20 protein-coding genes and 1 tRNA gene are annotated in these 18489 nt (G+C 61.2%); 5 read left to right on the forward strand and 16 right to left on the reverse strand.

Annotated features, from left to right (window positions below; all coding sequences use genetic code 11):
- The 4 genes from LOX95_RS10285 to argB all read right to left on the reverse strand — a co-directional run.
- The coding region (locus tag LOX95_RS10285) for a S8 family peptidase (protein WP_242914401.1) at positions 1 to 1084 on the reverse strand (1084 nt) is incomplete at its 3' end.
- 292 nt (positions 1085 to 1376) lie between these two features.
- Positions 1377 to 2234, reverse strand: a complete 858-nt coding sequence (dapD, locus tag LOX95_RS10290; RefSeq protein WP_242914402.1) for a 2,3,4,5-tetrahydropyridine-2,6-dicarboxylate N-succinyltransferase — start codon at positions 2232 to 2234, stop codon at positions 1377 to 1379.
- On the reverse strand, positions 2231 to 2944 hold the full coding sequence (locus tag LOX95_RS10295) for a pyrimidine 5'-nucleotidase (protein WP_345791447.1): 714 nt from the start codon (positions 2942 to 2944) through the stop codon (positions 2231 to 2233). Before LOX95_RS10295 ends, dapD begins: the two co-directional genes overlap by 4 nt.
- On the reverse strand, positions 2941 to 3870 hold the full coding sequence (gene argB, locus LOX95_RS10300) for an acetylglutamate kinase (RefSeq protein ID WP_242914403.1): 930 nt from the start codon (positions 3868 to 3870) through the stop codon (positions 2941 to 2943). The genes LOX95_RS10295 and argB overlap by 4 nt, the downstream gene beginning before the upstream one ends.
- A gap of 228 nt (positions 3871 to 4098) precedes the next feature.
- Here argB and LOX95_RS10305 point away from each other — a divergent pair, with 228 nt between their 5' ends.
- From LOX95_RS10305 to LOX95_RS10315, 3 genes are all read left to right on the forward strand, one after another.
- Entirely contained in the window at positions 4099 to 6297 is a 2199-nt protein-coding gene (locus LOX95_RS10305; protein WP_242914404.1) for an AGE family epimerase/isomerase, read from the forward strand.
- Between the two features lie 231 nt (positions 6298 to 6528).
- Positions 6529 to 7689: an OmpA family protein gene (locus LOX95_RS10310; protein WP_242914405.1), complete on the forward strand. Its 1161-nt coding sequence runs from the start codon at positions 6529 to 6531 to the stop codon at positions 7687 to 7689.
- Positions 7690 to 7865: 176 nt separating this feature from the next.
- A complete protein-coding gene (locus LOX95_RS10315) occupies positions 7866 to 9179 on the forward strand; it encodes a UDP-glucose dehydrogenase family protein (RefSeq protein ID WP_242914406.1) in 1314 nt (437 codons plus the stop codon).
- Between the two features lie 54 nt (positions 9180 to 9233).
- On the opposite strand, the gene LOX95_RS10320 is transcribed toward LOX95_RS10315, so the two are convergent.
- Complete coding sequence (locus LOX95_RS10320; protein ID WP_242914407.1) at positions 9234 to 9908, reverse strand: YiaD family glycine zipper/OmpA-like lipoprotein; 675 nt, start codon at positions 9906 to 9908, stop codon at positions 9234 to 9236.
- A gap of 228 nt (positions 9909 to 10136) precedes the next feature.
- Here LOX95_RS10320 and LOX95_RS10325 point away from each other — a divergent pair, with 228 nt between their 5' ends.
- Both LOX95_RS10325 and LOX95_RS10330 read left to right on the forward strand, forming a co-directional pair.
- The gene (locus LOX95_RS10325; RefSeq protein WP_242914408.1) at positions 10137 to 10553 is read left to right on the forward strand and encodes an Hsp20 family protein; all 417 of its coding nucleotides are present in this window, start codon (positions 10137 to 10139) and stop codon (positions 10551 to 10553) included.
- Between the two features lie 82 nt (positions 10554 to 10635).
- On the forward strand, positions 10636 to 10881 hold the full coding sequence (locus LOX95_RS10330) for a DUF1150 family protein (RefSeq protein WP_242914409.1): 246 nt from the start codon (positions 10636 to 10638) through the stop codon (positions 10879 to 10881).
- Between the two features lie 62 nt (positions 10882 to 10943).
- Here LOX95_RS10330 and LOX95_RS10335 read toward each other — a convergent pair whose 3' ends face one another.
- The 11 genes from LOX95_RS10335 to rplU form a co-directional block, all read right to left on the reverse strand.
- A complete protein-coding gene (locus tag LOX95_RS10335; RefSeq protein WP_242914410.1) occupies positions 10944 to 11408 on the reverse strand; it encodes a PTS sugar transporter subunit IIA in 465 nt (154 codons plus the stop codon).
- A gap of 100 nt (positions 11409 to 11508) precedes the next feature.
- Positions 11509 to 12144 carry a ribosome hibernation-promoting factor, HPF/YfiA family gene (hpf, locus tag LOX95_RS10340; RefSeq protein WP_242914841.1) on the reverse strand — a complete coding sequence of 212 codons (636 nt, stop codon included), beginning with the start codon at positions 12142 to 12144 and terminating at the stop codon, positions 11509 to 11511.
- A gap of 90 nt (positions 12145 to 12234) precedes the next feature.
- The gene (gene rpoN, locus LOX95_RS10345) at positions 12235 to 13716 is read right to left on the reverse strand and encodes an RNA polymerase factor sigma-54 (RefSeq protein ID WP_242914411.1); all 1482 of its coding nucleotides are present in this window, start codon (positions 13714 to 13716) and stop codon (positions 12235 to 12237) included.
- Between the two features lie 139 nt (positions 13717 to 13855).
- Positions 13856 to 14659 (reverse strand): LPS export ABC transporter ATP-binding protein, encoded by an 804-nt coding sequence (gene lptB / locus LOX95_RS10350; protein ID WP_242914412.1) that lies wholly within the window; start codon positions 14657 to 14659, stop codon positions 13856 to 13858.
- A 13-nt stretch (positions 14660 to 14672) separates the two neighbouring features.
- A complete protein-coding gene (locus tag LOX95_RS10355; RefSeq protein WP_242914413.1) occupies positions 14673 to 15140 on the reverse strand; it encodes an LptA/OstA family protein in 468 nt (155 codons plus the stop codon).
- Positions 15141 to 15143: 3 nt separating this feature from the next.
- Entirely contained in the window at positions 15144 to 15818 is a 675-nt protein-coding gene (gene lptC, locus LOX95_RS10360; RefSeq protein ID WP_242914414.1) for an LPS export ABC transporter periplasmic protein LptC, read from the reverse strand.
- Positions 15819 to 15838: 20 nt separating this feature from the next.
- A complete protein-coding gene (locus LOX95_RS10365; protein ID WP_242914415.1) occupies positions 15839 to 16453 on the reverse strand; it encodes a ribonuclease D in 615 nt (204 codons plus the stop codon).
- 159 nt (positions 16454 to 16612) lie between these two features.
- Positions 16613 to 16699 (reverse strand) — tRNA-Leu (locus LOX95_RS10370).
- A 128-nt stretch (positions 16700 to 16827) separates the two neighbouring features.
- A complete protein-coding gene (locus tag LOX95_RS10375) occupies positions 16828 to 17361 on the reverse strand; it encodes a GNAT family N-acetyltransferase (RefSeq protein WP_242914416.1) in 534 nt (177 codons plus the stop codon).
- 167 nt (positions 17362 to 17528) lie between these two features.
- The gene (rpmA, locus tag LOX95_RS10380) at positions 17529 to 17813 is read right to left on the reverse strand and encodes a 50S ribosomal protein L27 (protein ID WP_242914417.1); all 285 of its coding nucleotides are present in this window, start codon (positions 17811 to 17813) and stop codon (positions 17529 to 17531) included.
- A 144-nt stretch (positions 17814 to 17957) separates the two neighbouring features.
- Positions 17958 to 18422, reverse strand: coding sequence for a 50S ribosomal protein L21 (gene rplU, locus LOX95_RS10385; protein ID WP_242914418.1), 465 nt, complete (start codon positions 18420 to 18422; stop codon positions 17958 to 17960).
- Positions 18423 to 18489 lie beyond the last annotated feature (67 nt).

The following is an 18489-nucleotide window of genomic DNA, read 5'->3' on the forward strand; positions in this document are numbered from 1 at the left end:
TCGCCAGACCGGTGGTGCGGCCAAGGGCATCGCCGAACGGGCCGCCGACATAGGCGCCGGGCGGTGTGCCCAGTCCCACGGGCGTCGCACTGGTGGCCGAAGGCGTGGAGGTAGCGCCAACGGGACGGAAGGCTGCGGCAATATCCAGCTTGCCCCGGCCCCAGACGATATCGGTGCCGGTGTCACCCGCATCCGCCGCTGTGCGAAGCAGAATTTCGACAATCTCGCGGCCCGTCAGATTGGGGAAGGCCTCGTTCAAAAGAGCCATAGCCCCGGCTACGGCGGGGGAGGCGAACGAGGTGCCATCAACGCTCCAGCACGAACCTTCGCGGCAGTCGGTGACCACATCGTCGCCGGGCGCGGAGATATAGCTGTCCATCCCGACGCCGGCCTTGTTGGAGAAGTCGGCCATGGTGCCGTCTTCGGAGTGAGCGCCCACGATGATGATCGAGCCGGAAAAGCGGGGGTCGGTTGCATATCGCGCAGGCCATTGGGGATTGGTGCTGCTCTTGTTCCCGGCGGCCATTGTGAAAACTGCGCCGCGTTCGATGCCGTATTCGAGAGCCGCCTCGAACGCCGCATTCAACTTGCTTTCGCCACCCAGCGACAGGTTGATGATCTTCGCGCCGTTATCCACGGCGTAGGCGATGCCCCTTGCCAGATCGGCGTTATTGAACATGTTGTTGTTGTCGACCGTGTCGGTGCGAACGGAAAGAATCTCCGCGTTAAAGGCGATGCCGACGGTGCCCGTCCCGTTGAAGGGGGCTGCAATGATGCTGGCCACGCGCGTGCCGTGCATCGAGGTCCCCTCGGGATTGTTGCGCTCGGTATTGATGTCGGTCGAAAGCGGGGAAATGTTGACCGATAGGTCGGGGTGATCGAGGTCGATGCCGGAATCGATGACGGCAACTGTGACGCCTTCACCCGTGGTGCCGGACTGCCATGCCGAATAGACGTTGGTGTCGTGGTTCAGCCAACTGCGGGTGTATTCCCACGAGGATGCTTCGGGGATTTCGACGCTTACGGCCGGAGGCGGCGGGGGCGGCGGTGGAGTTGTTGCTGGAGGCGGAGGGGCAGTCAGCACGGGCTCCGGCGGGCCATCGGGCAGGGTGTTGCCGCCGCCTCCACCACCGCAAGCTGCCAGCGGCAGTAAGAGCAGAGGAAACGCACCACACGAGAGCAATATCCGCTTATGAGTTGCTGTATAAATACCGCGGTTATGTTTGGGTGCTGCTTGCCTAACCGCGTTATCATTGACAACGGAACTCATTGGCCTTGCCTTTAAGGTTGTTTACAAGGCGGCCAATACAATCAAAGGTCAGCAATTGCTTGCTGACCTTTGCCATATGTAACGTTTTAAGCTTGGGTGTATTTTTTTAGTCGCGCAGAAGCTCGTTCACGCCGGTTTTGGCGCGGGTCTGGGCGTCCACGCGCTTGACGATGACAGCGCAGTACAGCGACGGGCCACCGTTCGGGTCGGGCAGGGTGCCCGGAACCACGACCGAATAGGCCGGAACTTCACCGCGGAAGATCTCGCCCGTGGCGCGGTCGACAATCTTGGTCGAAGCCGACAGATAGACACCCATGGCCAGAACGGCACCTTCGCGAACGATCACGCCTTCGGCGACTTCGGCGCGGGCACCGATAAAGCAGCCGTCCTCGATGATGGTCGGGTTGGCTTGCAGCGGTTCCAGAACGCCGCCGATACCGGCACCGCCCGAAAGGTGGACGTTCTTACCGATCTGGGCGCACGAGCCGACGGTGGCCCAGGTGTCGACCATCGTGCCCTCACCGACGTAAGCGCCGATGTTGACGAAGGACGGCATCAGCACGACCGACTTGGCGATGTGTGCGCCGTGACGCACGATCGCGCCCGGAACCGAGCGGAAGCCGGCGTGCTGGTAATCGGTGGCGGTCCAGTCACCGAACTTGTTGGCGACCTTATCGAAGAACGGGCCAACAGCTGGAGCCAGGCTGTTCATGCTGCGGTCGCCCGCGCGCATGATGATGTTGTCATTCAGACGGAAGCCCAGCAGCACAGCCTTCTTCAGCCACTGGTGGGTCGTCCAGACACCATCTTCGCCGCGGGTGGCGACGCGCGCCTCACCGGAATCAAGCAGCGCTAGTGCCTTTTCAACGGCTTCGCGCACATCGCCCTGGGTCTGGGCATTGATGTCGGCGCGGGCTTCCCAAGCGGCTTCGATGACGCTTTCGAGCTTGGTGAGGTTGGTCATTCGGGATCTCCGTCAAGAATGGCGGTGGTCAGGAAGGGCGGCAGGGAGGCCGCGCGATAATCAATAAAGTCGCCCTCGGCGCTGAAGGCCTTGGGGCCGACTAGAACCGTCTTCATGCCGATATCCTTGGCCGGAGCCAGATTTTGCGGCGTGTCTTCAAAGAAGCAGGCACTCACGGGATCGATGTCGAACATCGCCAGCATCTTTTGGAAGGTGCGCGGGTCCGGCTTGGGGATCAGATCGGCGTCTTCAAGGGCAAACACACCCTCGAACAAATCATCGATGCCCAGTTTCTTCAGAACGCGATGGGCATGAACGGTCGAGCCGTTTGTGAAGATGACGCGCTTGCCCTGCAGGCGCTCCAGACCCATGCGCAGGGCCGTATCGGGCTCAAGAACGTCCAGCGGCACATCATGCACTTCGGCAAGGAAGTGGTGCGGGTCGATCTGATAGCGGGTCATCAGCCCAGCCAGCGAGGTGCCGTAGTCGTGCAGGAAGGATTTCTGCATGACCAGCGCCTCGTCGGCAGGAAGACCCGAAGTGCGCACCACGTAATCGTTGATGCGCTTTTCCACGAGACCCATGAACTGGCTCTCGACGGGATAAAGGGTGTTGTCGAGGTCAAAGACCCACGACTTTATACCTTTGAGGTCGGCGGCAATGTCGGTCGGAAGGTTGAGGGCCTCTTCCGTCGGCATGCGTTCGCTCACTGGGCTTTCACCAGCGTGCCGGCACCATTCTCGGTGAACAACTCGACCAGCATGGCGTGCGGGCGACGGCCATCCAGAATGACAACGGCTTCAACACCGGCGCGGACGGCCGCCATAGCGGTTTCCAGCTTCGGGATCATGCCGCCGGTGGCAACACCGTCGTCGATCAGCTTTTGTGCGCCTTCAAGATTCATCTGGCGGATAATCTCGCCGTCTGCACCCTTCACGCCCGGAACGTCCGTCAGCAGCAGCATGCGCTTGGCGTTCAGCGATCCGGCGATCGCGCCAGCGACCGTGTCAGCGTTGACGTTATAGGTCATGCCGTCTTCGGCCACGCCGATCGGGGCAATGACCGGAACCCAGTCTTCGGTTTCCGAGGCGATGAGGCCCTTGATCAGCTTCGGGTCAACCTTGGTCGGTTCACCGACGAAGCCCAGATCGACCTCGTGCTCGATCATGCTGTCAGGGTCGCGCTTGGTGCGACGGGTCTTTTCGACCGTCAGCAGACCGGCGTCCTTGCCCGACAGGCCCACGCCGCGAACGTCGGCTTCCTTGCCGGCGACCGTGATCCAGTGGGCGATCTCTTTGTTGACCGCACCCGACAGCACCATCTCGGCAACCGCCATCGTGTCCTTGTCGGTCACGCGCAGGCCGTCGATGAAGCTCGACTTCACGCCGGCCTTGTCCAGCATGGCGCTGATCTGCGGGCCGCCGCCGTGGACAACCACGGGATTCACACCCATCAGTTTCAGCAGCACAACATCGGCGGCAAACTGCTTGGCAACAGCGCTCTCACCCATTGCGTGGCCACCATATTTGATGACCACAGTCTCCCGGTCATAGACCTGGATGTAGGGCAGGGCTTCAGCCAGGGTTTTTGCGGTTTCCCAGCTGCGCTCTTCGGATTGGCGATCGACTTCGTTCATAGTGACCGCGCCATAACGCCTAAGCGGCTTCAAGTCACTCATTTAAGCGCGATTCCGACGATGGCCGTAGGGAATCGTCAAGCTTTGAATAAAACGGGGCGATGCGGTGCCCGAGGCTTGCTGCACACCGTTAGATATGCTGTTTTCGGATCAACTAACGACTGAAGTCCAGGGCTGATTTGCGGCGATGGCCCCCATCATCACCTATTGAATTTCCTAAGGAATACTGTGTCGATTCATCCGGTCATTATGTGTGGCGGCGCTGGAACGCGTCTGTGGCCTGCCTCTCGTCCGACCCGACCGAAACAGTTCATCGCCCTGCATGGCGAACACTCGCTGTTTCAGGAAACTGCTCTTCGTGCCGCCCATCTTATGGACGACGATAGCCACCTGATTATCGTCGGCGGTGCAGTCCATCAGCCTTTCATCGAAGAACAACTTGCCGATATCGGGCTGAAGGCTCAGGTCATTCTGGAGCCGGAAGGTCGCGACTCCGCGCCTGCGATGACCGCCGCCGCCGTCTGGACGCGAGGCGTGGATCCCGAAGGCGTCAATGTTTTCGTATCGTCCGACCACTACCTGCCTGACCGCGAAGCATTTCGTCAGGCAGGGCTGGCGGCCGCCAAGGCCGCGGCCCAAGGCCGGATCGTCACGCTAGGCGTCAATCCGACCAGCCCCTCTTCCGCCTATGGCTATATCGAGCCGTCCGGCGAGGGCCTCTCGGACGTGGTCCGTTTTGTCGAAAAGCCGGACACCAAAACCGCGCAGGTGTTTATCGAGCGTGGTCTAGTCTGGAACACAGGCATTTTCATCGCCCGCTCCGACATCTTCCTCGAGGAAGTGAACCGTTATGTTCCGGCAGTAGGTTCGGCGGTTGAAAAGGCGATGGAGGGCCTTTGCGGCACGACCATGCTGCTGCCCGCATCCTTTGCCGAATCTCCCAAGGTCTCCATCGACTACGCCGTGATGGAAAAGACCCGCCGGGCTTCGGTGCTGCGCGTCGATTTCGAATGGTCGGACCTTGGTGCTTGGGATGCTGTAGCCAGCAGCGTCACGCCCGATCAGGGCCGCCATATCCTGATTGACTCGCCCGGCACGGTGGCCCGTGCGCCCGAGGGCGTGATCGTCACCGTTCTGGGGGCGTCAAACCTCGCTGTTGTTGTCGAAACCGATGCCGTGTTGGTGTGTGATCTCAACCGCTCGCAGGATGTGAAGGCGGTTGTGGAGCGGCTGAAGCAGGTTTCGCCCCAGCATCTGGATTTCGCCAAGCCCGAGCCGGTCGATATCGTCTCTAAGGGCAAGAGCTTTGTGGACTGGATGAAGCTGCGCGCTCTTCCGGTGTGGGCATCGCTGGGCATTCGCGAAGACGGTATCTTTGCCGAAGCGCTAACGCTGGGTGCCGACCCTGTCGTCCTGAACCACCGCGTGCGCGTTCAGGCCCGCCAGATATTCACCTTCGCAGAGGCTGGTCGCCTGGGCTGGAGCGGGCCTTGGGAGTGGCTGATGGAGCGCGGACTGGCCGCGTTTGAGAAGCACTACATCAGCGAGGAGGGCATGCTGCACGGTCTTTTGTCCCCGTCGCTGCAGGTCCTGACGCCGCGTGCGTCGGTCTATGACCATGCATTCGGACTGTTCGCTCTGGCGGCGGCGCATCGGGTCAAGAGTGGCCACGGGCGCTATCTACATCTTGCGAATGGTATCCGCGAGCGGCTGTTCCGAGAGATCCAGCCCAACGGCGCGCTGGTGGAAATCGAAGGCCATCCGCATCAGTCCAACGCCCATATGCACCTGCTCGAGGCCTGCCTCGCCTGGGAAGAGGCGGGCGGCGACATGGCCTGGGCGGATGCTTCGGACAAGCTGGTGCAGCTGGCCTGCTCGACCTTTATCGATGCGGAAAAGGGCTGCCTGCGCGAATATTTCGCGCCGGACTGGACCCCCGCCGAGGGCGAGGCCGGTGAATGGGTAGAGCCGGGCCACCAGTTCGAGTGGGCGTGGTTGTTGCTGCGTTATGCCCGCCGTCGCAACGCGCATCACCTCGTGGATGTGGCCAAGGCTCTATACCGCTTCGGTATGCAGGGTTACTGGCCATCCGCAGGTGTCGTCGTGGATGGCATCAACGTCGCAGGCGAACGAATCGAGTCAAAAGCGCGACTGTGGCCTCAAACCGAATGGATCAAGGCAGCATTGTTGCTGGCGGAGATTTCCGAGGGCGCAGAACGACAAGCTTATCTGTCTGACGCCGGTTTGGCTGTGCGGGCACTGACGCAATACTTTACCGATGATGGCGTTTGGCGCGAAGTACTCACCGGCGTGGGGACATTCAGAGATGAACCCGCAAAGGCGAGCTCGCTTTACCATATCGTCGGGGCCTGCACGCAGATGTCACAGTCCCTGCGATCCATGGGGCATCCCGCGTCTTTGGGGTAACCATATTTCGCGGGTATATGTAGATATGCTTAGGATATCTGCGGCTTGATCGCTGAATCGAGGGAATTCCTTAAACCTTCATTCAGAATCTGTAGCGTCGATATCACGTTTCCCCGTTCTCTTCGGGAAATGGCGAGTTTACGGCCTCGACCTAAGCAGTTGGGCCTGATATCTGCAGTTTAGCGGTACGTCTGTACCGTCATCATCAACAATTCTTGGAGGGCCGCTTATATGCGCGTCAAGAGTTTGATCCTGGCTTCCAGCGCGGCGGCCGCCCTGGCCCTGTCGGCTGGTGCAGCCTCGGCTGAGCCGAACGGCTGGTACGGCGCCATCGACGCTGGTTACCACATCATCGACGACATCAACGCTGAGTCGTCCACCACCGGTGCAAACTGGAACTGGGAAGTGAACGATGGCTGGGCAGCTTTTGCTCGCCTCGGCTACCGCTTCAACCCGAACTGGCGTGCTGAAATCGAGGGCGGTTACCGCTCGGGCGACATCGGCACCGTTCGTGCCGTTTCGGGTGCACAGGGTCTGTGCAACCTGACCCCGGCAACCGGTCCGTGCCACTCGCCGGAAGGCGACATCACCTCGACCACCCTGATGGCCAACGTCATTTATGACTTCGGCACCGAAGAGTGGACCCTGCGTCCGTTCCTCGGCCTGGGCGTTGGTGTGAACCGCGTGAACGTCGACACCGTCGGTCGTCTGCGTCAGGCTCCGGGCGGCGCTTTTGCTGCTGACGATTACTCGACCAAGTTTGCCGCTCAAGGCATCGCTGGTCTGGCTTGGGCCGTTTCGGACCGCGCCAACATCGACCTGACCTACCGTTACCTGACCGGCGACGCGAACTGGAACTCGGTTGTTCCGGCTTCGGTTACCCCGGCATTCGGTGAATGGTCGGGCGACTACGATCAGTCGCACACCGTGACCCTGGGTCTGCGTTACGCCTTCGGCGCTGAAGATGCACCGCCGCCGCCGCCGCCGCCTCCGCCGCCGCCGCCGCCGCCGCCTCCGCCGCCGCCGCCTCCGCCGCCGCCGCCTCCGGCTAAGCCGGCAGCCCGTCAGTTTGTAGTCTACTTCGACTTCGACCGTTCGGACCTGACCGCAGAAGCTCGCTCGGTTGTCACCCAAGCTGCCAACTACGCCAAGTCGGGCGCTCCGACTCGCGTTCTGGTCGTTGGTCACACCGACACCTCGGGTAACGCAGCCTACAACCTGGGTCTGTCGAACCGTCGTTCGCGCACCGTCGCTGATGCCCTGGTGGCTCAAGGCGTCAACGGTGGCGTGATCTCGCTGGACGGTAAGGGCGAAACTTCGCTCGCCAAGGCTACGGCCGATGGCGTTCGCGAGCCGCTGAACCGCCGCGCGACCATCGACATCAACTTCTAATCTGTAGGGGAGGAGGTAACTCCTCTCCGACAGTTCGAAGTGTCGAAAGATTGAGGACGATTGGCCTAACGGTCAGTCGTCCTTTTTCTTTTTGTCGCACAACCGTGCGATGCGCTGGTGTCCGTCGGGTACAGCCGCTATGCCAGTGGTGCCTGCAGTGAATAAGGGAACCGCTTATGCGCGTCGCCATGATCGGCACCGGCTACGTTGGCCTCGTATCGGGTGCTTGCTTCGCAGACTTCGGTCACGTCGTGACCTGCGTCGACAAGGACGAAGGCAAGATCGAGCGCCTACGCCAGAATGTCATTCCGATCTTCGAGCCAGGTCTCGATGATCTGGTCGCCAGCAATGTCCGGGACGGGCGGCTAAAGTTCGCGGTGGATGGCGCAGAAGCCATCCGTCAGGCTGATGCTGTGTTCATCGCGGTGGGAACGCCCTCGCGACGCGGAGACGGTCACGCGGACCTGTCCTATGTGTATGCGGCAGCAGAAGAAATCGCGGGCCTGATTGAAGGCTTTACCGTCATCGTCACCAAATCGACTGTTCCGGTCGGAACAGGCGACGAGATTGAGCGAATCATCAAGGCTCGCCGTCCGGATGCGGATTTTGCGGTGGTCTCAAACCCCGAGTTTCTGCGCGAAGGCGCGGCGATCGACGACTTCAAACGCCCGGATCGCGTCGTAGTCGGTACCGACAGCGAACGCGCGCGTCTGGTGATGGCCGAGCTCTACCGCCCGCTGAACCTGAACGACACGCCGATCCTGTTCACAGGACGCCGGACATCGGAACTGATCAAATATGCGGCGAACGCCTTCCTCGCGATGAAGATCACCTTCATCAACGAGATGGCTGACCTGTGCGAAACCCTTGGTGCCGACGTCCAACAAGTCGCGCGCGGGATTGGCCTCGACAACCGGATCGGTCCGAAATTCCTTCACGCCGGGCCGGGGTATGGGGGGTCGTGCTTCCCCAAGGATACGCTGGCGCTTGTGCGCACCGCGACCGACGCCGGATCGCCCGTTCGACTGATCGAAACGACCGTGCAGGTCAATGACGCCCGCAAACGCGCCATGGCGTCGCGCGTGGCCGATGCACTAGGCGGCAATGTCGCTGGTAAAACCATCGGCGTACTGGGTCTGACCTTTAAGCCGAACACTGACGATATGCGCGATGCGCCGTCTCTGGACATTGTGCCGGAGCTTCAAAAGGCGGGTGCGATCGTCAAAGCCTTCGATCCTGAAGGCATGGACGAGGCCGCCAAACTCCTGCCGGATATCCAGTATTGCTCGGGGCCCTATGAGGCCATCACCGGTGCGGATGTCGTGCTGATCCTGACCGAGTGGAACCAGTTCAGGGCGCTGGACCTGGACCGCGTGAAACTGCTGATGAGCCAACCCATAATGGTTGACCTCCGCAACGTATATTCGGCTCCCGAACTAAAGGTTCGTGGCTTTGCCTATCATTCGATCGGGCGACCAACGCAGGACTGAGGCACAAAAAAAGGGCGGCTCGCGAGAGCCGCCCTTTCTTCATAAGGGTGTCGATCAGCCGGTAAACGGGCGGATGACGATCTCGACGCGGCGGTTCTGCGCCTTGCCTTCGACCGTCTCGTTCGACGCGATCGGGTTACGCGAGCTGTTGCCAGCCACGTAGAGGCGCTCACGCAGCACACCGTTGTTGATCAGGTAATCGGCGACCGACAGGGCGCGACGCTCCGACAACGGCTGGTTGATGGCGTCGCCGCCCGACGAATCGGTGTGGCCGACGATGTCGACAACTGAGCGGTCATACTCGGCCAGAACACGGGCAACGTCGTTCAGGACCGGCAGGAAGCGCGAGTCGATGTTCGACTGGTTGGTCGCAAAGGTCACGTCCGACGGCATACGCAGAACGAGGTTGTCACCCTGACGGGCCACGCCCACGCCGGTGCCCGAGAGTTCGGCTTCCAGAGCGCGTTGCTGACGGTCCATGTACTGGCCAACGCCTGCGCCGGCCAGTGCGCCGATACCGGCACCGATCAGGGCATTCTTACGGCCTTGTTCACCGTTGTGGGTGTTGGTCAGATAACCCAGAACAGCGCCGCCCAGTGCGCCTGCGATAGCGCCCGTGCCGGTGTTGTTACGGCGCGGGGCCGAGCTGTACGGGTCCATGGTGGTGCAGGCCGATGCACCCAGCAGGGCTGCGAGGCTGGCGCCGATAACGGCAATCTTGGTGTTCATATGAGAATCCCTTCTCGAATTTTTGACGGCGAAACGTCTGAATAACGGCTTCGGTTAATGAGGGTTGCGGCCTGTACGCCGAATGAACGGCTTAACCAGAATGCATAGGAATTTGTGACTTATTGAAAAGGCGAACGTCGTTCCCACCTATAGAGAACTGGCGCGTCGGGGCTGTGTAGCACGATGCGCTTTCGAGGTCGCTGTTATCAGGGCCTAAGGAGTAGATATATGAGCCGACCCACGTCCTTGATGGATGCCCCCTTCCTGTTGGGGTTTGACCAGACCCGCGCCCTGATCGACCGCGCCCAGCGCGCCGCGACCGACGCCTATCCGCCCTATAATGTCGAACAGATCGACGACATGGTCCGTATCACTCTGGCTGTTGCCGGATTTACGCCCGACGAGCTGAGCGTGACCGTCGAAGGACGCCAACTGACCCTGACGGGCAAGCGCGAAGTGGCGGCGCGGCCGGAAGGCACCTTCTTGCATCGCGGAATCGCCTCGCGCGGTTTCGTCCGCACGTTTGTCCTGGCTGACGGGCTTGAAGTGAAGGGTTCGCGCCTGCAGCACGGCCTGCTGCATGTGGACCTGTTCCAACCTGATCAACAGAAAGCCACACGCAAGATACCGATTTCCACGGAGTGATCGGATTCGTTCCACAGGGACGGGGTACGCGGGCATCCGGCTCGCGTATCCGTCAAGCCTTAGCTTTAAGGAGGCGTTCGAGATGATGCCTGTGATGACCAACCAAGACTTCACCGCACTGGGTGCGCCCGATCTCGTCTATGTGCGCGAGATTCTGGCCAAGGATGTCATCAACGATATCGAGGACATCGACGTCGAACTGGCTCCGGATCAGGTGCTTTACGCCCTGCACGGCGCTGACGGAGAGCGACTGGCGGTCATGCTGGACCGCGAGACAGCATTTGCTGCCGCGCAGGCCCACGATATGGCACCGGTTTCGGTCCACTAATCGCAAAAGCAGAACGGGGCCCGCGAGGGCCCCGTTTGATATTCAAAGTATCGGCTGCGGGTTTACGCCGCCGCGGCGCTGCCCGTTTGCACGAACAGGGCCTGCACGCCATCCACGGTTTGCGCCTGACGCAGGCGTTCACGCAGTTCTGGCGAGCGCATGGCACGCGAGACAACCGCCAGAGCCCGCAGGTGCTCTGCACCCGCCGACGGCGGAGCAAACAGTGCAAACAGCAAGTCGACCGGACGGTCGTCCAGTGACTCATAGGCCACTGGTGCCTCAAGGCGCACAAAGGCCCCGCATACGCGCTCGAGGCCCTCGACGCGGGCGTGAGGCACAGCGACGCCGTAGCCAAGCCCGGTCGAACCCAGAGCTTCGCGTTCCAGCAAGGCTTCAAGAACCTTGGATGCGTCCAGGCCGAACGCATTGGCTGCCACATCGGCGACAGCCCCCAACGCCTGGCGCTTGGAAGACACCGCCCCGCGCAAGACTACGCCGTCAGGCGGCAGCAAATCTGCGATATCCATCTCAGTTCCGATCAACGGCCCATAGAGAACAGGGCGCTGCCTTTTAGAGGTTTTGCCCACATTACAAAAGACGTCGCGTAATTTTCCCTAGAAGGGGGAATTACGCCTTGCGTGCAGTTCGCTCTGGATCGATCCAGCCCACATTGCCGTCAGGGCGCCGATAGACGACCGCCAAGCCACCGTGGGCGGCGTTGCGGAACATCACCACGGGGTAGCCAGTCATATCCAGCTCGGCCACTGCGCGGCCCACCGTCAGGGTGCGGATCTCGGATTCGGTTTCGGCAATGACCATGCCGAGAGGCGGTGGCTCATTGGCGTTGGCGACATCGCCGAACTCGTTCTCGTCCTCGATCTTGTCGGGGTTCCGAAAGACCGTGAGCTGCGCCACTTCGCGGGCTGCATCCTCGGTTTTCTCGGGAGACAGACCCTTGGGACCCGCATAGTGGTCCTTGAGACGGCGCTTATAGCGGCGCACCCGCTTCTCGAGCTTGTCGAGGCTATCGGAGAAGGCCGCGTGGGCGTCTCCGCCAAAGCCTGTCGTGACAAGCGGTTGGCCTGAAGCAAGGCGAACCCAACAATCAACGCGGAATCCGAAACCGTCCTTCGACACTACGACTTCGGCATCCTGGGCGCCGCGGGCGAAATATTTGCCAACTCCATTTTCAAGTTCTTCCGAGATGCGCGAGCCTAGCGCTTCGCCAACATCCACTTGTTTTCCGGTGACCTGAACTTGCATAGCCATGTCGATAGAACGCGGCTCTTCCGACTTGGTGTCAACGGCGATCACTGAAATGTGGGAAACAGTAACCTTTGCCGTGAATGGGGGTCAGGCTGCCCTGCGCTGGCGGCGGCGTTCGACCGAAGACGGAATCTTCAAGGCTTCCCGATATTTAGCGACCGTTCGGCGGGCGATATCGATGCCCGCTTCTTGCAGGATTTCGACGATCCGGTCGTCGCTCAGGACCTCGCCTGTAACATCTTCGGCATCGATCAATCCCTTTATCCGATACCGGACAGCTTCGGCCGAATGGGTGGCTCCGCCGTCGCTCGACTGAAGCGCTGCGGTGAAGAAGAATTTCAGTTCGAACACGCCGCGCGGGGTCGAAACGTATTTGTTGGATGTCACACGGCTGACGGTCGATTCATGCATTTCAATGGCTTCGGCGACCATCTTGAGCGTAAGGGGCCGCAAGAACTCCACGCCGAATGCCATAAAGGCATCCTGTTGGCGCACGATCTCGCTGGCGACCTTCAGAATGGTGCGGGCGCGCTGGTCCAAGGACTTCACCAGCCAACTGGCCTGCGATGCGCAATCGGCGACAAAGACCTTGTCTACGTCGCTGCGGGCGCTGGCCGTGACCTCGGCGTGATAGCGCTTGTCCATCAATAGGCGGGGCAGGGTGTCGCTGTTCAGCTCGACCTTCCAGCCGCCTGCGGGATCGGAGCGAACGAAGACGTCAGGGATGATGGTTTGGGCCGGTTCACTGCCGAAGCCCGCACCGGGGCGCGGGGTGAGGCCTTGGATCTCGGCGATCATTTCCGACAAGTCTTCCTGATCCACGCCGCAAATCTTGCGTAGGGCAGCAAGATCGCGACGGGCCAACAGGTCCAGATTGTCGAGCAAGGCGGCCATAGCCGGATCAAAGCGGTTGCAGTCGATCAATTGCAGCTTCAGGCACTCGGGCACAGAGCGGGCCATGACGCCTGATGGCTCGAACCCGTGGCAGCGGGACAGAACCTGTTCCATCCGCTCCATGGGCACATTCAGGCGCTCGGCGATTTCGCCGAGGTTAGCGCGCAGATATCCCGCCTCATCGACGCTATCGATCAGCGTCAGGGCGATGGCGTGTTCACTGGGCGTAAACCCCGCGAGCGAGGCCTGCGCCTGCAGGTGCTCGGACAGGGTCAGTTCGTGTTCGTCGGGGCGCTCGAAGTCGTCGTGGTCGAAACCGCCGCCATTGCCGGCGCGGGACCAGTCGCTGAGGCCTGGCTGCGCGTCGGTCTGGACCTCGTTGCGTTCACCCGGAGCAGCGTCATAGAGCGCGTCCGAAGGGGCATCGAGGGCACCATCAGGGGAGGGCGTGCCCTCGCTGAAGGTCAACTCGGTTTCGCTGGCGGACGTTGTGTCGGCAGGCTGGTCTGGCGCTTCGGCCTCGTCGCGCGACAGCAAGGGATTGCGCTCCAGCTCGGCCTCGACATAGGCCTCAAGCTCGAGATTGGATAGCTGCAGCAGTTTGATGGCCTGCTGGAGCTGGGGGGTTATGACTAACCCCTGCCCCTGTCTGACCTCAAGCCTTTGCCCGATCACGCGCACATTCCCCCGAATGGATGCCAACACTGCGCAAGTCGGGTGTGGCCCGAAACTTGCTTCAAGCGTGACTGTGGCGGACAGCCGTTAACGTATGGTGAGTCCCGTGCGGGCGATGCGGCTTAAAGCTGTATTGCGCTTAGCCGTACATCTCGCCCAGGTAAGCGCGGCGAACCTCTTCGCTCTCGACGGCTTCTTGTGCGGTGCCTTCGAACAGCACAGCGCCCGAGGTCATGATGGCCACGCGGTCAATGATATCCAGCGTTTCGCGGACATTGTGGTCGGTGATCAGTACGCCGATGCCTTGGCCCGACAGATAACGGATGACCGAGCGGATGTCGGCGATGGCCAGCGGATCGATACCGGCAAAGGGCTCGTCCAGCAGCATGAAGCTGGGCTTGCCGGCCAGAGCGCGTGCAATCTCGACGCGGCGACGCTCGCCGCCAGACAGGCCGGTGGCCGGGGCATTGCGCAGGTGGTCGATGCGCAGTTCTTCCAGAAGGCGGTTGGTCTCTTCCTTCACCTCGCGGGCGGAGGAGTGGCGCAGTTCAACCACGGCGGCGACGTTCTGTTCGACCGTCATGCCGCGGAAGATCGACGCTTCCTGCGCCAGATAGCCCAGACCCATGCGCGATCGCTGGTACATCGGCTGGCTGGTGATGTCTTCGTTATCGAGCCAGATCTTGCCGCTGTCGGCAGGGATCAGGCCGGTAATCATATAGAAGCAGGTGGTCTTGCCCGCGCCGTTTGGCCCCAGCAGGCCGAAAACCTCGCCGCGCTGAACCGTCAGCGAGACGTCACGCACGACCTGACGCGGGCCGAAGCTGCGGGCCAGATGCTCGACCCGGAGCCCGTGACGTGCAGTATCGGCCGCCACTTCGCCAGCAGCAGTTACACCCGGCTCGGGGGCAAGATTGAGGGCCGACAGTTCCTTACGCGCCAAGGGGCAGGTGTCCTTAGTTCGACGGGTAGAAGACGCCGCGCACGCGGTTGCCAGCGCTTTCAATGCGGGCGGTCTCGGTGCGGACGTTATAGACGAGGCGACCGCCCGACAGGACGTTCTGGCCTTGGGTGAGGATGACGTCGCCGGTCACGACAACCGAGCCGTCATTCAGATTATAAACGGCATTGTTCCCGCGCATGCTCTGGTCAGGCGTTACGAAATAGACGTTACCGCTGGCTTCCACGCGGGTCAGCTGACCATTGGTGGTGAAACCGCGAATAGCGTCGGCGCGAATACGGTTGGTGCCTTGGGTGACTTCGGCGCGACCGCGCAGTGCGAAACCGTCAGGCGTGTATTCACCGGAGTCAGCGCCGTACTGGACGGGCTGACGCGTGGCGTCCTGGGCGCTGAAGGCGACCGTGGCGGGCAGGCCCAGTGCGATGACCGCTGCGCTGGCGATGAGGATGCTGGTCTTCTTCATATCTTACCTGCTCGAACCGGAGGGGTTGATGGTTCCGCTGATCTTTTGGTCGCCCTGGCCTTTGAACTCAACTCTACGGCCTTGATCGTGGATGGCATAGGCCGATGCATTGATGGTTCCAAGGGGGCCTGTTCCGTGAACGCCCTTGTTGCCCGTCACGATCCCTGTGCTGGTATCAATGACAGCCTCGTCGGTTTTCAGGACAAAGCCCGAACCGCCGTCGCTGATGCTGACGTTGGGGCCGATGATGACCTTGCGTTCGCCTTCGTTATAGGTACCGCCGTCAGCGGTCAGCTTGGTGATCTTCTGGCCACCAAGGTTCAACTCCAGCAGCGGCTTAACAAGCCTGTACTGATTGGTCTCGGCAGAGCGAATCGCCCCTTCGGCACCAATGCGGAAGCTGCGGCCCTGCGCGTCCTGACCGTGGAACATCGGGTTGTCGAGGCGCAGTTCGCGGCTCTCGTTGGCACGGCGCTCTACGCCGGACATGACGGACCGGAACACCACCCATGTCACGGCGCTGCCTGCGATCAACAGGATGATGATAGGCAGGACGCGGCGAAGGCGCTGAACGCGCTGGGAGCGTTTACGAAACTGTGCGGCGGCCTTGGCCACACGGGCTTCGTCAGCGCTCTTCAACGCTTCCTGTTGCGCCTCTGTGACCTCGGGTTCGCTCATAGGTGTCTCTTACAGCAGGATCAGGCGTGGGCGAAGATGTCGATCTCGTCCCAGCCCGCCAAATCCAGACGCGAGCGAATCGGCAGGAAGTCGAAGCAGGCCTGCGCCAGCTCTGTGCGCCCTTCGCGGGCCAGCATTTCGTTAAGGCGGTTCATCACCACGTGCAGGTGCAGAACGTCCGATGCCGCGTAATCCAGTTGCGCCTGCGTCAGGGTGGCAGCACCCCAGTCCGACGATTGCTGGGCCTTGGACAGATCAACACCAGCCAGTTCGCGCACAACGTCCTTCAGGCCGTGGCGGTCCGTATAGGTGCGGGCCAGCTTGGAGGCGATCTTGGTGCAGTAAACCGGGCGGGTTTCCACGCCGAGGTGCAACTCGAACATGCCGATGTCGAAACGGCCGAAGTGGAAGATTTTCAACACATCCGGATTGGACAGCAGCTTTTTCAGGTTCGGACAGTCGTAGCCCGGTCGGTGCATGCGCACGACGTGGGCGTTGCCGTCACCCGACGACAACTGGACCACACACAGTTCATCGCGGCGGAAGCGCAGGCCCATCGTCTCCGAATCGACGGCGACAACAGCACCGAGGTCCAGATCGTCAGGCAGGTCGCCTTCGTGCAGATAAACAGTCATGGAGCGTCACTCGTTCGCAAGCCACCCTGTGTCGAGGCGGCGGTCAACAGGGGCCAAACATAGACGAACCACACTCCACCGCTAGGTTGTTCTTTGGAGAAGTGTAGGGTCCATAGACAAATGGCGCCGCATCTTGTGATGCAGCGCCATTTGATAAAATGGTGCCCAGAAGAGGACTCGAACCTCCACGGCCGTTAAGCCACTGGCACCTGAAGCCAGCGCGTCTACCAATTCCGCCATCTGGGCCGGAGGGAGCGTTTCCGCCCCGCCGATGAGTGGGGTATAGGGGGAGCCTTCTCGGGGGTCAACAGTCTTTTTGCACTTTCGTGAAAAAACACGTCGATAGGTGAAAGTCCCGCCTTTTCAGCCACCTATCAGGCAAGCCAGACCATGCGGCGGGTGTCCGTCAGGCCACCTCGCGCACTGCTGAATCCGCGACGGGTTTCGCCCGTGTACAGAAAGCCTGCCTTCTCCAGAACGCGGCCCGAAGCGGGATTGTCGGCGAAGTGACCGGCTACCAGCGCGCGGCGCTTCCACTTGCGCGACGCCCAGACCAGAGCGCCTTCCAGCGCTTCGGTGGCATAGCCGCGGCCCCAGTACTCCCGACCGATCCAGTATCCGGTTTCGGGCATTGGGTCTCGGTCTTCGAACATACCGATGACGCCCACCGGACCGTGGTCCTCGTGCTCGATGACGAAGGTATTGGCGCGGGCAGGGTTCTGGCTGGCGACCTGAAGCACGAAGTCTTCGGCGTGGCCCTGCGTAAAGGGGTGCGGCATCCGCAGCGTCATGCGCGCGATGTCGATGTCATTCGCCAAGCGGGCGATGCGCGATGCATCCTGCGGACGCGGAGCGCGGAGCGTGAGCCGCCTCGTCTCGATGACGGGGGAAGTTTCAATCACGCACATGAGTACTGCCTCGTTCTTTCTGCCGTCTCCTTGAAGGGCTCTGACGGCTTAGAGGCGGGGAAACGCAAACGGGGAGCCTGGTGATCCAGACTCCCCGCGGAATATTTTCCCTAGGTCCAGATCGGCTGCTTTTTGGGCAACGCGATCTGAAACAAGTGCAGAGCGCGTTACTCGGCGGCCATCGCCACGGCTGCGTCATTGGCAGCCACGATGGACACGTAACAACGGCCACCAGCTTTGGTGGTGAACTGCACCGAACCGTTCGCGGTGGCGAACAGGGTGTGGTCGCGACCCAGGCCAACGTTGGTGCCCGGGTGGAATTTGGTGCCGCGCTGACGCACGATGATGTTGCCGGCCAGCACTTGCTCGCCGCCATACTTCTTCACGCCAAGGCGTTTCGACTCTGAGTCGCGGCCGTTACGCGACGAACCGCCGGATTTTTTGTGAGCCATCTTGCTGCTCCTCTATTGAGGTGGGCTCCGGTTCGAAAACCTGATGGAGCCTACCTGTCATTACTGGCGAACAATCCAGCTAACGCCGGCGGTCGCTTGTTCTATTTGGGCCCTAAGGATTAGGACCCGACGAAACTCGGCCTATTAGGCGTCGGCTTTTTTAGCCGAAGCCTTCTTAGCCTTAGGAGCTTCCTCAGCCGGGGCAGCTTCGACGCGCGGGGCCAGGCCACGAGCGCGAGCATTGATTTCAGCCTTGGTGATCAGGTTGACCGTACCATCCCATTTCGCAGTCTCGCCAGCACCTTCGATGCCGGTGATTTGCAGAACGGATTCCATCTGACGATGGCCGTTGGTACGACGGTAACCCTGACGGCGGATCTTCTTGAAGATCTTTACCTTCTCACCCTTACGGGTTTCGATCAGGGTTGCAGCCACCGTGGCGCCTTCGACAACAGGAGCGCCTACAGTAACGCCCTTGTCGCCGCCCAGCATGAGGACTTCGTTAAAGGAAATAGCAGCGCCAGCATCGCCATCGAGTTTCTCGACAACAACAACGTCGCCCGGTTGGACCCGGTACTGCTTTCCGCCGGTCTTGATCACCGCGTACATATGAAGCCTCAGCGTGAACGCAAAAATGAATGCGCCCGCCGGGCAAACCCGCGGGCGAAGAGCGGCG

This window comes from Brevundimonas pishanensis, assembly GCF_022750635.1.
Classification (GTDB): domain Bacteria; phylum Pseudomonadota; class Alphaproteobacteria; order Caulobacterales; family Caulobacteraceae; genus Brevundimonas; species Brevundimonas pishanensis.

Bases quoted from the DNA above. Each gene is read 5' to 3' on its own strand.
- hpf (WP_242914841.1), bottom strand. From the start codon at position 12,144: ATGCAAGTTCAGGTCACCGGAAAACAAGTGGATGTTGGCGAAGCGCTA.
- LOX95_RS10330 (WP_242914409.1), top strand. From the start codon at position 10,636: ATGATGCCTGTGATGACCAACCAAGACTTCACCGCACTGGGTGCGCCC.
- LOX95_RS10310 (WP_242914405.1), top strand. From the start codon at position 6,529: ATGCGCGTCAAGAGTTTGATCCTGGCTTCCAGCGCGGCGGCCGCCCTG.
- lptC (WP_242914414.1), bottom strand. From the start codon at position 15,818: ATGAGCGAACCCGAGGTCACAGAGGCGCAACAGGAAGCGTTGAAGAGC.
- rplU (WP_242914418.1), bottom strand. From the start codon at position 18,422: ATGTACGCGGTGATCAAGACCGGCGGAAAGCAGTACCGGGTCCAACCG.
- argB (WP_242914403.1), bottom strand. From the start codon at position 3,870: ATGAACGAAGTCGATCGCCAATCCGAAGAGCGCAGCTGGGAAACCGCA.
- LOX95_RS10375 (WP_242914416.1), bottom strand. From the start codon at position 17,361: ATGTGCGTGATTGAAACTTCCCCCGTCATCGAGACGAGGCGGCTCACG.
- LOX95_RS10325 (WP_242914408.1), top strand. From the start codon at position 10,137: ATGAGCCGACCCACGTCCTTGATGGATGCCCCCTTCCTGTTGGGGTTT.
- rpmA (WP_242914417.1), bottom strand. From the start codon at position 17,813: ATGGCTCACAAAAAATCCGGCGGTTCGTCGCGTAACGGCCGCGACTCA.
- LOX95_RS10315 (WP_242914406.1), top strand. From the start codon at position 7,866: ATGCGCGTCGCCATGATCGGCACCGGCTACGTTGGCCTCGTATCGGGT.
- LOX95_RS10320 (WP_242914407.1), bottom strand. From the start codon at position 9,908: ATGAACACCAAGATTGCCGTTATCGGCGCCAGCCTCGCAGCCCTGCTG.
- LOX95_RS10355 (WP_242914413.1), bottom strand. From the start codon at position 15,140: ATGAAGAAGACCAGCATCCTCATCGCCAGCGCAGCGGTCATCGCACTG.
- dapD (WP_242914402.1), bottom strand. From the start codon at position 2,234: ATGACCAACCTCACCAAGCTCGAAAGCGTCATCGAAGCCGCTTGGGAA.
- LOX95_RS10365 (WP_242914415.1), bottom strand. From the start codon at position 16,453: ATGACTGTTTATCTGCACGAAGGCGACCTGCCTGACGATCTGGACCTC.
- LOX95_RS10335 (WP_242914410.1), bottom strand. From the start codon at position 11,408: ATGGATATCGCAGATTTGCTGCCGCCTGACGGCGTAGTCTTGCGCGGG.